At 70.0% G+C, this 12,257-nt stretch carries 16 protein-coding genes; 12 read left to right on the plus strand and 4 right to left on the minus strand.

From position 1 onward, the window contains the following. Positions 1-453: a MarR family winged helix-turn-helix transcriptional regulator gene (locus ABTW65_RS17250; RefSeq protein ID WP_350662195.1), complete on the minus strand. Its 453-nt coding sequence runs from the start codon at positions 451-453 to the stop codon at positions 1-3. A gap of 140 nt (positions 454-593) precedes the next feature. Here ABTW65_RS17250 and ABTW65_RS17255 point away from each other — a divergent pair, with 140 nt between their 5' ends. Both ABTW65_RS17255 and ABTW65_RS17260 read left to right on the plus strand, forming a co-directional pair. After that, positions 594-1,775, plus strand: a complete 1,182-nt coding sequence (locus tag ABTW65_RS17255) for an MFS transporter (RefSeq protein WP_350662198.1) — start codon at positions 594-596, stop codon at positions 1,773-1,775. A 107-nt stretch (positions 1,776-1,882) separates the two neighbouring features. Continuing rightward, on the plus strand, positions 1,883-2,269 hold the full coding sequence (locus ABTW65_RS17260; RefSeq protein WP_350662200.1) for a hypothetical protein: 387 nt from the start codon (positions 1,883-1,885) through the stop codon (positions 2,267-2,269). Between the two features lie 20 nt (positions 2,270-2,289). On the opposite strand, the gene ABTW65_RS17265 is transcribed toward ABTW65_RS17260, so the two are convergent. After that, a complete protein-coding gene (locus tag ABTW65_RS17265; protein ID WP_350662202.1) occupies positions 2,290-2,715 on the minus strand; it encodes a hypothetical protein in 426 nt (141 codons plus the stop codon). A 156-nt stretch (positions 2,716-2,871) separates the two neighbouring features. Here ABTW65_RS17265 and ABTW65_RS17270 point away from each other — a divergent pair, with 156 nt between their 5' ends. The 4 genes from ABTW65_RS17270 (at position 2,872) to ABTW65_RS17285 (ending at position 4,556) form a co-directional block, all read left to right on the plus strand. Then, on the plus strand, positions 2,872-3,105 hold the full coding sequence (locus ABTW65_RS17270; RefSeq protein WP_350662204.1) for a hypothetical protein: 234 nt from the start codon (positions 2,872-2,874) through the stop codon (positions 3,103-3,105). Further along, positions 3,102-3,752: an RNA polymerase sigma factor gene (locus ABTW65_RS17275; RefSeq protein WP_350662206.1), complete on the plus strand. Its 651-nt coding sequence runs from the start codon at positions 3,102-3,104 to the stop codon at positions 3,750-3,752. Before ABTW65_RS17270 ends, ABTW65_RS17275 begins: the two co-directional genes overlap by 4 nt. After that, positions 3,749-3,973 (plus strand): hypothetical protein, encoded by a 225-nt coding sequence (locus tag ABTW65_RS17280; RefSeq protein ID WP_350662208.1) that lies wholly within the window; start codon positions 3,749-3,751, stop codon positions 3,971-3,973. The genes ABTW65_RS17275 and ABTW65_RS17280 overlap by 4 nt, the downstream gene beginning before the upstream one ends. 91 nt (positions 3,974-4,064) lie before the next feature. Beyond that, positions 4,065-4,556 carry an SRPBCC family protein gene (locus ABTW65_RS17285; protein WP_350662209.1) on the plus strand — a complete coding sequence of 164 codons (492 nt, stop codon included), beginning with the start codon at positions 4,065-4,067 and terminating at the stop codon, positions 4,554-4,556. A gap of 4 nt (positions 4,557-4,560) precedes the next feature. Here ABTW65_RS17285 and ABTW65_RS17290 read toward each other — a convergent pair whose 3' ends face one another. Beyond that, positions 4,561-4,938 carry a YdeI/OmpD-associated family protein gene (locus ABTW65_RS17290; RefSeq protein ID WP_350662211.1) on the minus strand — a complete coding sequence of 126 codons (378 nt, stop codon included), beginning with the start codon at positions 4,936-4,938 and terminating at the stop codon, positions 4,561-4,563. Between the two features lie 37 nt (positions 4,939-4,975). On the opposite strand from ABTW65_RS17290, the gene ABTW65_RS17295 reads away from it, so the two are divergent. The 6 genes from ABTW65_RS17295 to ABTW65_RS17320 all read left to right on the plus strand — a co-directional run bounded on the left by ABTW65_RS17295 (position 4,976) and on the right by ABTW65_RS17320 (position 11,160). Further along, positions 4,976-5,761 carry an HAD-IIA family hydrolase gene (locus ABTW65_RS17295; protein WP_350662213.1) on the plus strand — a complete coding sequence of 262 codons (786 nt, stop codon included), beginning with the start codon at positions 4,976-4,978 and terminating at the stop codon, positions 5,759-5,761. Positions 5,762-5,916: 155 nt separating this feature from the next. Then, positions 5,917-7,179: an Nramp family divalent metal transporter gene (locus ABTW65_RS17300; protein WP_350662216.1), complete on the plus strand. Its 1,263-nt coding sequence runs from the start codon at positions 5,917-5,919 to the stop codon at positions 7,177-7,179. Positions 7,180-7,205: 26 nt separating this feature from the next. After that, positions 7,206-7,871: a response regulator transcription factor gene (locus ABTW65_RS17305; RefSeq protein ID WP_350662218.1), complete on the plus strand. Its 666-nt coding sequence runs from the start codon at positions 7,206-7,208 to the stop codon at positions 7,869-7,871. Between the two features lie 23 nt (positions 7,872-7,894). Next, entirely contained in the window at positions 7,895-9,250 is a 1,356-nt protein-coding gene (locus ABTW65_RS17310; RefSeq protein WP_350662220.1) for a sensor histidine kinase, read from the plus strand. Positions 9,251-9,285: 35 nt separating this feature from the next. Beyond that, positions 9,286-10,215, plus strand: coding sequence for a TAXI family TRAP transporter solute-binding subunit (locus ABTW65_RS17315; RefSeq protein WP_350662222.1), 930 nt, complete (start codon positions 9,286-9,288; stop codon positions 10,213-10,215). Between the two features lie 57 nt (positions 10,216-10,272). Next, positions 10,273-11,160, plus strand: coding sequence for a helix-turn-helix domain-containing protein (locus tag ABTW65_RS17320; RefSeq protein ID WP_350662224.1), 888 nt, complete (start codon positions 10,273-10,275; stop codon positions 11,158-11,160). On the opposite strand, the gene ABTW65_RS17325 is transcribed toward ABTW65_RS17320, so the two are convergent. Beyond that, the gene (locus ABTW65_RS17325; protein ID WP_350662226.1) at positions 11,047-12,216 is read right to left on the minus strand and encodes an MFS transporter; all 1,170 of its coding nucleotides are present in this window, start codon (positions 12,214-12,216) and stop codon (positions 11,047-11,049) included. The genes ABTW65_RS17320 and ABTW65_RS17325 overlap by 114 nt on opposite strands. Between the last annotated feature and the right edge of the window lie 41 nt (positions 12,217-12,257).

The raw sequence follows: 12,257 nt of genomic DNA on the forward strand, positions 1-12,257 counted from the left end.
TCAGGCCGGGGCCGGCGACAACGTCCCGAGCGCGTGCACGAGCGGCGCGAGCTCGGGGATCTCGGCGGCCTCGTCCAGTGCCGTACGCAGCACCTCGTCGTGCAACGGGCGAGCCTTCTTCAGCAGGGCTCGCCCGGCGGGCGTGAGCTCGGTGTAGATCCCGCGGCGGTCGTCGGCGCACAGGATGCGGGTGAGGAGGTCGCGGTTCTCGAGGCGCGTGACCAGCCGGGTCGTGGCCGAGGAGGAGAGGGCCGCCGCGCGCGCCAGCTGCTGCATGCGCATGTGCCAGCCGTCCTGGCGGCTGAGCGCGTCGAGGACGGTGAACTCAACGACCGACAGCCCGTGCTCGCGCTGCAGTGCCTTCTCGAGCGCGGCCTCGATCAGGCCGTGCACGGCTGCCAGCGTGCGCCAGCCCTGCGCGCGGATCTCGACGGCGTCGTCAGCGATTCCCATGGGTCCTCCTTCGTGGACGCCTCCAGCATACCCGAGTTGCGCGGATAGTACGCGCGTGCAACTATAAATACGAAGCGTGTGCAACTACTGCGCACGCGGACTATCGACAGACGCAACCCGTCCATGTTCAGGAGTCATCCATGCCCGTCGCACTGCTAGCCCTCGCGATCGGAGGGTTCGGCATCGGCCTCACCGAGTTCGTCATCATGGGCCTGCTGCCCGAGGTCTCCACCGACTTCGGGGTCAGCGAGACCACCGCCGGCTACCTCATCTCCGGCTACGCGCTCAGCGTCGCGATCGGCGCCGTCGGCCTGACGCTCCTGCTCACTCGCGTGCCCCGCAAGCTCGCCCTGCTCGGCCTGATGGTGCTGTTCATCCTCGGCAACCTGATCTCCGCGATCTCGCCCGACTACGCCACGATGATGATCGGCCGGATCGTCGCGGCCCTGTGCCACGGCGCCTTCTTCGGCATCGGCTCTGTCGTGGCCGCACAGCTGGTCGCCCCGGACCGCAAGGGCCGGGCGATCGCCTTCATGTTCGGCGGCCTCACCCTGGCCAACGTCCTCGGCGTACCTCTCGGCACCCTGCTCGGCCAGGCCGCCGGCTGGCGCTCGACCTTCTGGGCGATCACCGTCATCGGGATCATCGCCTTCATCGGCATCGCCTTCCTGGTCCCGGCCCACACCGGCCGCAGCGAGCAGGCCGCCCCGGCCGTACGCACCGAGCTGGCCGCCTTCGCCAGCCCGCAGGTCTGGCTCTCGATCGCCCTGACCGTTCTCGGCTTCGGCGGCATGTTCGGCGGGTTCACCTACATCGCCTTCACCCTGACCGAGGTCAGCGGCTTCTCCGCGGGCGCGGTCCCGTGGCTGCTCGTCCTCTTCGGCGTCGGCCTCTTCTTCGGCAACATCGTGGGCGCCCGGGCAGCCGACCGAAACGTGGTCAAGACCCTCGGCGTGCTGCTGAGCGCGCTGACCGTCATCCTCGCCGCCTTCGCCCTCGTCGCCACCAGCCAGGTGCTGACCGTCGTCGCCCTCGTCCTGATGGGCGCGGTCGGCTTCGGCACGGTGCCGGCCCTGCAGATGCGGGTGATGGGGTACGCCGACCAGGCCCCCACCCTCGCCTCCGGCGCGAACATCGGCGCCTTCAACCTCGGCAACGCGCTGGGCGCCTGGATCGGCGGCGTGACCCTCGCCGCCGGGTTCGGCTACACCTCGCCGCTGTGGGCGGGCGCCGGAGTCACCGCGCTCGGTCTCCTCGTGCTGCTGGTCGCCGTCCGTGCGCCCGGGGGCGAGCGGCGTACGTCCGTTCCCGTCCCGGCCTGAACGTCGCCCTGTCCGCGATCGACGCCGCCCGATATCTGGGGCAGGTGTTATCGAAGGGTAATCGGCCCGGGGGAGATGTCCGGGCCGGTTGCGGGCATGCTTGGCGCATGCGATTGACCGAGCATGAGCTCACCGTGGCCCTGACCGGGACGGCCAAGACCGTCCTGGCCTCCGGCCGGAGGTTCCGCAAGGGCGGTGCCGACATCGACAAGGTCTGGGAGGAGACCGACCGCTTCCAGCGGTTCAAGCTGCTGGACAGCATCGGCACCCAGATCTTCCCGGTGCTCACCGACCTCCCCGACATCGATGTCCCCGTCGGTGGTCGCCCGAGCTTCCCGGAAGAGCAGATCCGAGAGTCCGTCGAGCGCAACATCGGTGACGACGTCGGCCGGCTCCGCCGCGCGGTCACGGTCAAGGCACGCGTCGCGCTCGTCCAGGCCGCCCTCTCCAACCTGCCGCCCCGGGCCGAAGGCGACCTGCGTCTGGCTGACTGAGCCCGGGGCGCACTGGTCGATCAGGCAGCGTTCCGTTCGCGGCCGAAGGCGAGGGCGGCGAGGGCGAGCGCCCCGACCAGCAGGCCGAAGTCGCGCAGAGCAACGTCGTAGAACTCGCCCATCGAGACGAGGTTGACGATGATCCCGGCCAGCCAGGCAGCGACCAGCAGTGCGCCGTAGCGAGGGATGATCGCGACGGCGATGCCGGCCACGATCTCGATGATGCCGACCGCCAGCATCGCCTGGTGCGCGTTGCCGGGAACGATGTTGTCGATCCAGGGCGCGAGGTAGCGGTCCCAATCGGCGAGAACTTCGGCGAACTTGTCGAGTCCGAATGCGACCGGGGCGATGACGAAGACCGTACGCAGCAGGAAGAAGGCGCGGGCGCTGCCGGAGGATTCGGCGATCGACCTGGTGATCGAGGTCTCGGAGGTGTGGCTGGTCATGAGTGCTCCCTTTCGGAGAGGCGGATGAAGGCGATGCTCGGGACATCCCCGGGTGCCCTTGCTGAATGTGTGTCATCGACTCGTCCGCGTCTTACCGCCGTCCAAGAAGTTCGGCTCACCCGGTAAGAACCTCGCTGCACGCGACACCAACCAGTCATGAAGCTGCAGAAGCGGGACCGCGCGCTGCGCTCGCGCCAGGCCTTCGAGGAGGCGGTGGCGTGGCGTCGGCGAAGCCTGCTCGGCGCCGGCTTTCCGGACGACTTGGCCTCGACGGTGGCCGCGGACGTACGCCTCGACCTGCACGCGCTGCTGCAGCTGGTGGATCGCGGGTGCCCGCCGGAGCTGGCTGTGAGGATCGTGGATCCGTCGCCGGGCGAGGTGGGATCATGAACATCGTGCAGGGTGGCATGGCTGAGATCGGCGTAGCGTCGAACGAGCCCTGGGTGAACGATCTGAACGACCCCGGGCCTCCGGGGCATGTCGCCCAGCGCAGTCTCCATGACCTGCTGCTGCGAGCGACCCGGCATCAGGTGTGGCGCCTGCGGAGCCAGCTGCCTGGTGCGGGGCCGGCGGACCTGGAGGACCTGGCTCAGCAGGCTGCCGACGACGCCTTGGTTGCGGTGCTCGGCAAGCTCGCCACCTTCGAGGGGCGAAGCCGGTTCAGCACCTGGGTCTACAAGTTCGGCGTCCTTCACGCCGGTGTCGCCGTCCGGCGGCAGGCATGGCGGCATCGGGAGGTCGCGCTTCCGGACTCTTTCGACGTCCCGGACGACGGCACCGCTCCCGAGGGATACGTGCAGGCGGATGATCTCTCGCGGGCCGTCCACGCCGCGATCGCCACCGTCCTGACACCCCACCAGCGGCGGGTCACGCTGGCGCTGCTGATCGATCAGGTGCCGATCGACGTGCTCGCCGAGCGGCTCAACACCAACCGCAACGCCCTGTACAAGACACTCCACGACGCCCGCCAGCGACTACGTACGTCCCTGCTGGCGAGCGGCCATCTCGACGAACCGTCCCTGCGGAGCGCGCCATGACCGACAGAAACCGCCGCCTGCCTGCTGCCGCTCTCGACGGCCTGCTGCTCGACACCAACCCCTACTTGTCCTGCGACGACTGCTTCGACCAGCTCGACACCTACGTCGAGCAGCTGCTGGCCGATCCAAGCCACGTGGACCTTCCCATGCAGGTGCATCTGAAGGCCTGCGGCGCCTGCGCCGAAGAGGCTGAGGCACTCATGGACCTGCTCACGTCGTGACCTGATCGTCTCGCCGCGCCGCTGCGGTCCTGCCGATCCTGTATCGACGAAGATGTAGTCATCCTCTTCTCGAGCTCACAAAGGTTGGCCCATGACCCGCTGGTATCCCCTCGCTCCCGCCGACGACGACTTCCTGGGGACCGCGCGCGCGGCCACCACCAAGGTTCTCGATGTCGACGTTCCTGTCGAGACGTTGTGGGAGGCGCTGGCCGCGGACGATGCCGTGGTCTCGTGGGGGCCTGGTGCCACGAAGACGCGGTGGGTCGGCCCACGACCGTACGGCGTCGGCACGGTGCGAGAGGTCACCATGGGCGGTGTGGCCACGGTGCGGGAGAAGTTCTACCGCTGGGACGAGAACCAGCGGATGACCTTCGCGGTCGCCGAGTCGACCCGTCCCGGCATCCGCCGCTTCGCGGAGGACTATGTCGTCGAGTCCACGCCGACCGGCTCCCGGCTCACCTGGACCGTTGCGGTCGAGGTGGCGAAGGGATCCGGACCCACGGCACCCATCGTTCGGGCTCTGCTCTCGGTCGCGGTCGGCTCGATGACCAACGGGTTGAGGAAGAGGCTCGAGCGCAGCTGATGGGTCAGGTCCAGGGGTTGTCCCAGCGGCCGTCGGCCTGCGCCGCCTCGACCTCGGCCAGGCCTGCCGGCCGCATCCGGCCTGCGGCGGTGAGGCGCTCGACCTTGGAGATGTTGAGCCGAGACCACTTCGAGCTCGGGCGCCGGCGGGTGTAGCGCTGCAGGTAGGTCGCCTCATCGCCTCGGCGGCGTACGGCGGAGATCCAGCCGAAGCAGAGGCCGACGTCGACCAGTTCGTCGGAGGAGAGCGAGGCCGGTTCGACGCCCTTGCGGGTCAGCCGCAGCCACACCGCTCGGGTGTCGGGATCGGCGGTCTCGAAGTAGGCCTCGACCTCGGTCACCGAGGGCCGGTCCAGCACCGGCTCGCCATCGATCAACTCCATCTCGCCAATCTACTGATCCGTGGGCGAGGATGTCCCCGTGATCGACGAGCGCCCCATCAAGACCTGGCTGACCGACATGGACGGTGTCCTCGTGCGCGAGGAGGAGCCGATCCCCGGCGCCGGAGAGTTCCTGGCGAAGCTCACCGAGAAGTCGGTGCCGTTCATGGTGCTGACCAACAACTCGATCTACACCCCGCGAGACCTCCGGGTTCGGCTGCTCCGGTCCGGCCTCGACGTGCCCGAGAAGTCGATCTGGACCTCGGCGCTCGCGACCGCACAGTTCCTCGCCGACCAGCGGCCGGACGGCTCTGCGTACGTCGTCGGCGAGGCCGGTCTGACGACCGCGCTGCACTCGGTCGGCTACGTGATGACCGAGAACGACCCCGATTACGTCGTGCTCGGCGAGACCCGCACCTACTCGTTCGAGGCGATCACCCGGGCGATCCGGCTGATCGAGGGCGGCGCGCGGTTCATCGCCACCAACCCCGACCCGAGCGGGCCGAGCCCGCAGGGCACGCTCCCCGCGACCGGCTCCGTCGCCGCGCTGATCAGCGCCGCGACCAACCGCGCCCCCTACTTCATCGGCAAGCCGAACCCGCTGATGATGCGCAGCGCCCTCAACCAGCTCGAGGCTCACTCCGAGACGACCGTGATGATCGGCGACCGGATGGACACCGACATCATCAGCGGCCTCGAGGCCGGGATGCGCACCATCCTCGTCGAGACCGGGTCGACCAGGCCCGAGCAGGTCGAGACCTTCCCGTTCCGGCCGACCCGCGTGGTCGCCTCCATCGCCGACGTACTTCCGCTGCTCGAGTCCTGAACCTGGCCTCTGGATCGGGTCGACCTCCCGATTCATTGGTTTGTGTAAGGAAAGCCCGCTCAGGGCAGCTCCTCGTAGACGCGACTGTGTCGACCGTCACATAGTCGGCGGCGTCCGGGTGATCCGGCCCGGACGAGACCGAGGAGCTACAACTGATGTCTGTCATCGATGACAAGACCGCGGGGTCCGTTCCCCGTTGGCGTTTGATCGGACCTGGCTTGGTCGTCGCGGCGACCGGTGTCGGCGCCGCCGACCTGGTTGCCACCATGATCGCGGGCAGCAAGTACGGCTATGCGCTGCTCTGGGCCGTCGTGCTCGGGTGCCTGATGAAGGTCGCGCTCGTCGAGGGAGCCGGTCGCTACAGCCTGGCGACCGGACGCACGATCTACGAGGGCTGGAGCAGCCTGGGCCGCTGGACCCACGCCTACTTCGGGCCGTACCTCATCATCTGGGGCTTCGTGTACGGCGCTGCCGCCATGTCCGGCACCGGGCTCGCCGCCCACGCCTTGATGCCGGTGCTGTCGGTGAAGGCCTGGGGCATCATCGCCGGGATCTTCGGCCTCGCGCTGGTCTGGTCCGGTCGCTACGGACTGTTCGAGAAGGCGCTCAGCATCATGGTGCTGCTGATGTTCGTCTCGATGGTCGCCGCCGCCGCGCTCACGGTGCCGAACCTGCCCGACCTCGTCGTCGGCCTGGTGCCCCGGGTGCCGGACGGCTCTCTGCTCAACATCCTGAGTGTCGCCGGCGGTGTCGGCGGGACGATCACGCTCGCCGCGTACGGCTACTGGCTGCGCGAGAAGGGCTGGGCGACACCGGCGTTCATGCGGGTGATGCGTATCGACAACTCGGTCGCGTACGTCATGACCGGGATCTTCGTCGTCTCCACGCTCATCGTCGGGGCCGAGCTCCTGTATTCGGCCGGCATCGCGGTCGACACCGGCGACAAGGGCATGCTCGACATCGGGAACGTGCTCGCGGACCGGTACGGCCAGGCCGCCGGTACCGTCTTCCTGATCGGCTTCCTCTCCGCCGCGCTGAGCTCGCTGGTGGGGGTGTGGCACGGGGTCAGCCTCATGTTCGCCGACTTCGCCGGTCACCTGCGGAAAGTCCCCGAGAACGCGCCGGAGCGGCTCGCCGGCGGCATCTGGTACCGCACGTACATCCTGTGGCTGACGTTCCCGCCGATCATCGCCCTGTTCCTGGACCAACCGGTCTACCTGATCCTCGCCTACGGTGTGCTCGGGGCACTCTTCATGCCGTTCCTCGCCATCACGCTCCTGTGGATTCTCAACAGCGACCGGGTGCCGCGCGAGTGGCGCAACCGGATCTACTCCAACGTCGTGATGGGCCTGTGCGCCGCCGTCTTCTTGGCACTGGCGGTGCACCAGGTCCGCGTCGTCATCACAGGCGCGTTCTGATCACCACGCCACGTTAGGTTGATCCCGTGCGGATTCTGGTGGTCGAGGACGACCCGAGCGTCGGGGAGGCGTTGGTGGACGCCTTCCAGGACGTGGGGTGGACCCCGATGCTCTGTGGACGCGGCGACGACGGTCTGCACAAGATCGCCGAGGCCGATCTGGTGGTGCTCGATCTCGGCCTGCCGGACATGGACGGACTCGACTTCCTACGTACGGTGCGGCGGGTCTCCACGGTTCCGGTGCTCGTGCTCACGGCCCGTGACAGCGATGGGTCCGTCGTCCTCGGCCTGCGTGCCGGCGCCGACGACTACCTCGTCAAGCCGGTCGGCAGGGCGGTGCTGCTCGCGCGGATCCACGCGCTGGTTCGGCGGAGCCGGATGGCCTCCGCCGAACCACGGCCGGCCGAGCGCGTGGTCACGTTGGGAGAGCTGAGCGTCGACGTCGCTGCGCGCACCGTTCATCGTGGCGGGGAACCGGTCTCGGTGACGGCGACGGAGTTCGACCTGCTGGCCGCGCTGATCACTCGCACCGGCGAGGCGGTGAGCCGTGACGAGCTGCTGCTCCAGGTATGGGGTACGCCGGCGGTCGGCAAGTCGCGGTCGCTGGACTTCTTCGTGACCGCGCTCCGCAGCAAGCTGGGCCGTGACCTGCCGCTGCAGACGGTGCGCGGCTATGGCTTCCGGCTCGGCTGATCGGTGAGGGTGAGACGACCGTGATGGAGCGCCGGGTACAGCTCGTGGTCGGCCTGCTCCTGCTCGGGACGCTCCTGGCGCTGGCGTTCCCGCTGGCGACCACGCTCGCTGACCGGAGGACCGCCCGGCTCGCGTCCGAACGGGACCGGCAGATGGCGGTGATCGCGGAGGCGGCTGCCTCCGGCCAGCCGGTCACCGAGCTGGTCGATCGCTACCACGACGTCTATGACGAGCCGGTCCTCGTGGTCGATGCCGATGGTCAGGCGCTCACTCTCGCCGGCGACCTCGACACCGGCGCCGCCTCCGTCGAGGCAGCGCTGCGTGTCGGGCTGGTGGGGGTGCCTCCTGTCGCCATGCGCCGGATCCAGCCGTGGACCACTTCGGGCCCGCTGCGCGGAGCGCCGGGCCGCGAGGACGGGGAGGTCAGGGCGTACGCGCTGACCCGGGTCGACACCTCGGCCGCCGCCGCCCAGGTGAGGCGGGACTGGGCGCTCATCGCCGTCGGGGCGTTGGCGCTCCTGTTGCTGGCCGCGGTGCTGACGAGGCGGCTCTCGCGGTGGACCATGCGCCCTGTCCACTCGCTCGAGGCGGCAGCGCGCACGATCACGCACGGGGATCGCAGCGCGGATGTGCTCGCGACCGGCCCGGCGGAGCTTCGCGGTCTGGTCGCAGAGTTCAACCGCATGGGTGCCGCCGTCGACAGGTCCCTGGAGCAGCAGCGTCAGCTGGTCGCCGACGCGTCGCATCAGTTGCGCAACCCGCTGGCGGCGCTGCGCCTGCGGGCTGACGGCCTGGAGTCACATGTGAACAGCACCGGCGAGCGGGCCTATGCGGGTCTGACCAAGGAGCTGGCGCGTCTGGAGACGCTCCTCGACCAGCTGATGTCGCTGGCGCGGGCTCAGGAGGAAGGTGTCGCACGTGCTGGTGGACGCGTCACGGTGGCCAACCAGGTGGTGGGCGCCGTCATCCGCGAGCGCGTCGAAGCCTGGAGGCCGTCCGCGGAAGCGGCGGGGCAGTCATTGGTGATCACGGGAGAGCTGCCCGATGTGGAGGTAGCGGGTGTGCTCGATCAGATCCTCGACGTCCTCATCGACAACGCCATCCGCTATGCCGGCCCGGGCGCCCACGTCGAGGTCTCGGCGACCGAGACCGCCGAGGGGGTCGTCGGCTGGGTCCGTGACGACGGTCCGGGACTCCAACAGGACGAGTGGCACCTGGCCACCGAGCGGTTCTGGCGATCCGGTGACCAGCGGCCGGGGACCGGCCTCGGGCTGGCGATCGCCGAGGAGCTCGCCGGCGCCAACGGTGGCCGCGTACGCCTGCGGCCCGCCGAACCGGTCGGGACGATCGCCGAGTTCTCGCTGCGGGTGGCGTCATGATCTGGCCGGCTGAACCGCTGACGAGGCGGACGCTGGTGCGAACGGTCACCGCCGCCGCCGTTGCACCGACGGTGGCCTCCTTGGCGGGATGCCGCGACACCGAGACGTCATCCGTCACGATCGCGGCGGGCACGGCGTACGGGACCTATGCGGTCTTCGCGGGCCTGCTCGCCGATCAGCTGCGGGCCGTGAGCCCCGAGCTGGAACCGACGGTCATGTCGACCGAGGGCAGTCTCGACAACGTACGTCTCCTCAGAGACGGCAAGGCCGCGCTCGGGCTGGCGCTCGAGGACGGCCTCGACCGGATCGTCGCCGGTATGCCCGAAGCAGAGCGGCCGATGGCGTTGGCGCGCATCTATGAGAACTATCTGCATCTTCTCGTGACCGATGACAGCCCGATCCGCGAGGTCGAGGACCTCCGTGGGCGGCGCGTCGTGCTCGGAGCCTCTGGGTCCGGCGCAGCCGTGACCGCTGTCGTGCTCCTGAAGGCAGCTGGTCTGCGGACCCGTGATCTCACGGTGAGGTACATGGGGCTGACTGCCGGTCTGGACCGGCTGCTCGAGGACGACGTCGACGCCGTGTTCTGGTCCGGTGGGATCCCGACGCCCACGATCAGCAAGGCGGGGCGTCAGCGGCCGCTCCGGATGATCGATCTCGGCGCGCTCGCTGCCCCGATGTCACGGCAGTCGGGCTACCGCTACTCCACCCGGAAGGTGCCGCCGGTCGACTACGGTCCGCGCTCGGGTGGCACGACGATCGGCGTGCCCAACCTGCTGCTGGCGCGCCGCGATCTACCGCACCGGGTGGCGCGAGAGATCGTCGATGTCATGGTCAGCCGAGCGGACCTGCTCATCCCGGACTTCGTCCGAGGGCTTCAGTATCTGGAGCCCGCCACGATGATCCAGACGGGGCGGATCCCCCTGCATCCCGGCGCGCTGTCGGCGTATCGCGACCTGCACGGATGACGTGCCCGCGACCGGCCTTCGGGAATAGCCTGACCGCGGTCGCACGCTGGGGCTGATGTGAACGAGGACCGTCCGTCGTGGGAGATGACGCTCGCCTACCAGGAGCAGCTGGCTGCCGGCTCCGCCGGTGAGGACGTACGCTCCGCCACCTGGTTGCTCGTCGACGACGGCACGGTCGTGCTGACCGCCGCCGGGCAGTCGCATCTGCTCCGTACGGGGGATGCGGCTCTGGTCGGAGGCCAGGTCAGGCACCGGCTGGCGACCCATGACGGGGCCGCGGTGACCCGGGCTGATCTGCGGGCGGTCGCGGTGGCGTACCCGCTCGCCAATCCGCTGGTCGTGCGCGACTTCGTCGGTAGGCACGGCGGGGTGGCGGAGCTGGTGCGGCGCTGCCCGCTGGCGGGGCCGTGCCGTCCGTCGGCGCTGTTCGCGTCGGGCTACGCGTCGCTGCTCGGTGCGGCGATGACGGCCTCATGGCTCGAGGACACCGGGCGCGGGATCGATGGTCCCGCGCCCGTCCTCGACCCGACGGTGGCGAAGGTGCTGTCCGCGCTGATCGCGGATCCGGCACGCGCCTGGTCCGTCGAGGCCATGGCCGAGTCCGTTCACCTGTCGAGGTCGGCGCTGGGGGAGCGGTTCCGGCGCGGTCTGGGGCAGAGCCCCAGCGAGGCGCTGCGGGACGTGCGGATGCGCGCGGCCCGCCACCTGCTGGCCGGCGGTGACCGTCCGGTCGAGCAGGTGGCGTACGCCGTGGGCTACGGGTCGGGCGCGGCGTTCAGCCGGGCCTTCACCGCAGTCCACGGGACCGGGCCGCAGGCGTGGCGGGACGCCTCAACCGCGCGGGACGCGGACCGCGCCGAAGCCCACGGCGGCGATCGCCGCACCGATCGCGCCGATGAGAAGCACGCGCCCGACGCCGTACTGATCGAGGATCGCGCCTCCTAGCGCCGCCCCGAGGGTGATCGCGATCTGGAACGCGGTGACCTGGAGCGCCAGCGCCGACTCGGTGCGCTCGGGCTCGACGCGGGTGACCCACAGCTGCGTGCCGACCGGCACCAAGTTGAATCCGAAGCCCCACACGACCATCGCCAGCGCCATGACCGGCGTGCTCTCGGCGAGGAACGTGAGCACCAGCCCCCCGGCGAGGAGGAGCGGCGCGGCAGTGACGACGGCCCTCAGCCGGTTGGCGAACCGGCCGGCCGCGAGGTTGCCGAAGAGCCCGCCGAGACCCCACAGCGCCAGCATCCACATCTCGTCGCCGGGCGAGGTGGCCGAGATCGCGATCCGGATGAACGGGTACGCCACGAAGTTGCCGAGCACCACCACGACGACCAGGACCACACCGGCGACCAGCCGCGGGTTGCGGAGGGCCTGACGCATCATCGCCAGCCCGGCCCCGGGGTGGGCCGGCACCGGCGGCAGCGCCCGGGCCAGTGCGGCGGCGGAGATCAGGCTCAGCACCGCCGCGGCCGCGAACCCCCAGCGCCAGCCGGGGCCGTCGGCGAGCAGCGATCCCAGCGGCAGGCCGAGGATCGTGGCCACCGTGACGCCCATCGCGATCGCGGTCGAGATGACGTGATCTCGGCCCGGTGACGCGTACGTCCCGACGGCGAACGCGAAGGACCAGTAGCCGGCGATCGCCGCGCCCAGCACGAGCCTGCCGAGGAGGAGGACGATGAAACCGGGGGAGATCGCGACCGCCAGGTTGGCGACGGCCGCGGCGACCAGGAGGCCGACCAGCAAGGTACGCCGGTCCATCCGGGGAAGGATCATGGCGATGGTCGGTGCGGTCGCGGCCCCGGCGATCGCGGTCGCCGCCACCGCGAGCCCGGCCGTCCCCTCGCTGATCCCGAGGTCGCGCGCCATCGTGGGCAGCACGCCCGCGGGCAGGAACTCGCTCGAGACCAGGATCGCGATCCCGGCGGCGAGCGCGACCACCGGCGCCGCTCGGCCTTGGGAGGTGGTCGGGGACGGGGTCGTTTCAGGCGAAGTCGTTGTCACCCTTCGATCGTCGCCGCGATCCGGGCGCTCGCGTTGATCGT

The sequence above is a fragment of the Nocardioides sp. NPDC127503 genome (genome assembly GCF_040302165.1).
Taxonomy (GTDB): domain Bacteria; phylum Actinomycetota; class Actinomycetes; order Propionibacteriales; family Nocardioidaceae; genus Nocardioides.

Bases quoted from the DNA above. Each gene is read 5' to 3' on its own strand.
- ABTW65_RS17250 (WP_350662195.1), bottom strand. From the start codon at position 453: ATGGGAATCGCTGACGACGCCGTCGAGATCCGCGCGCAGGGCTGGCGC.
- ABTW65_RS17255 (WP_350662198.1), top strand. From the start codon at position 594: ATGCCCGTCGCACTGCTAGCCCTCGCGATCGGAGGGTTCGGCATCGGC.
- ABTW65_RS17260 (WP_350662200.1), top strand. From the start codon at position 1,883: ATGCGATTGACCGAGCATGAGCTCACCGTGGCCCTGACCGGGACGGCC.
- ABTW65_RS17265 (WP_350662202.1), bottom strand. From the start codon at position 2,715: ATGACCAGCCACACCTCCGAGACCTCGATCACCAGGTCGATCGCCGAA.
- ABTW65_RS17270 (WP_350662204.1), top strand. From the start codon at position 2,872: ATGAAGCTGCAGAAGCGGGACCGCGCGCTGCGCTCGCGCCAGGCCTTC.
- ABTW65_RS17275 (WP_350662206.1), top strand. From the start codon at position 3,102: ATGAACATCGTGCAGGGTGGCATGGCTGAGATCGGCGTAGCGTCGAAC.
- ABTW65_RS17280 (WP_350662208.1), top strand. From the start codon at position 3,749: ATGACCGACAGAAACCGCCGCCTGCCTGCTGCCGCTCTCGACGGCCTG.
- ABTW65_RS17285 (WP_350662209.1), top strand. From the start codon at position 4,065: ATGACCCGCTGGTATCCCCTCGCTCCCGCCGACGACGACTTCCTGGGG.
- ABTW65_RS17290 (WP_350662211.1), bottom strand. From the start codon at position 4,938: ATGGAGTTGATCGATGGCGAGCCGGTGCTGGACCGGCCCTCGGTGACC.
- ABTW65_RS17300 (WP_350662216.1), top strand. From the start codon at position 5,917: ATGTCTGTCATCGATGACAAGACCGCGGGGTCCGTTCCCCGTTGGCGT.
- ABTW65_RS17310 (WP_350662220.1), top strand. From the start codon at position 7,895: ATGGAGCGCCGGGTACAGCTCGTGGTCGGCCTGCTCCTGCTCGGGACG.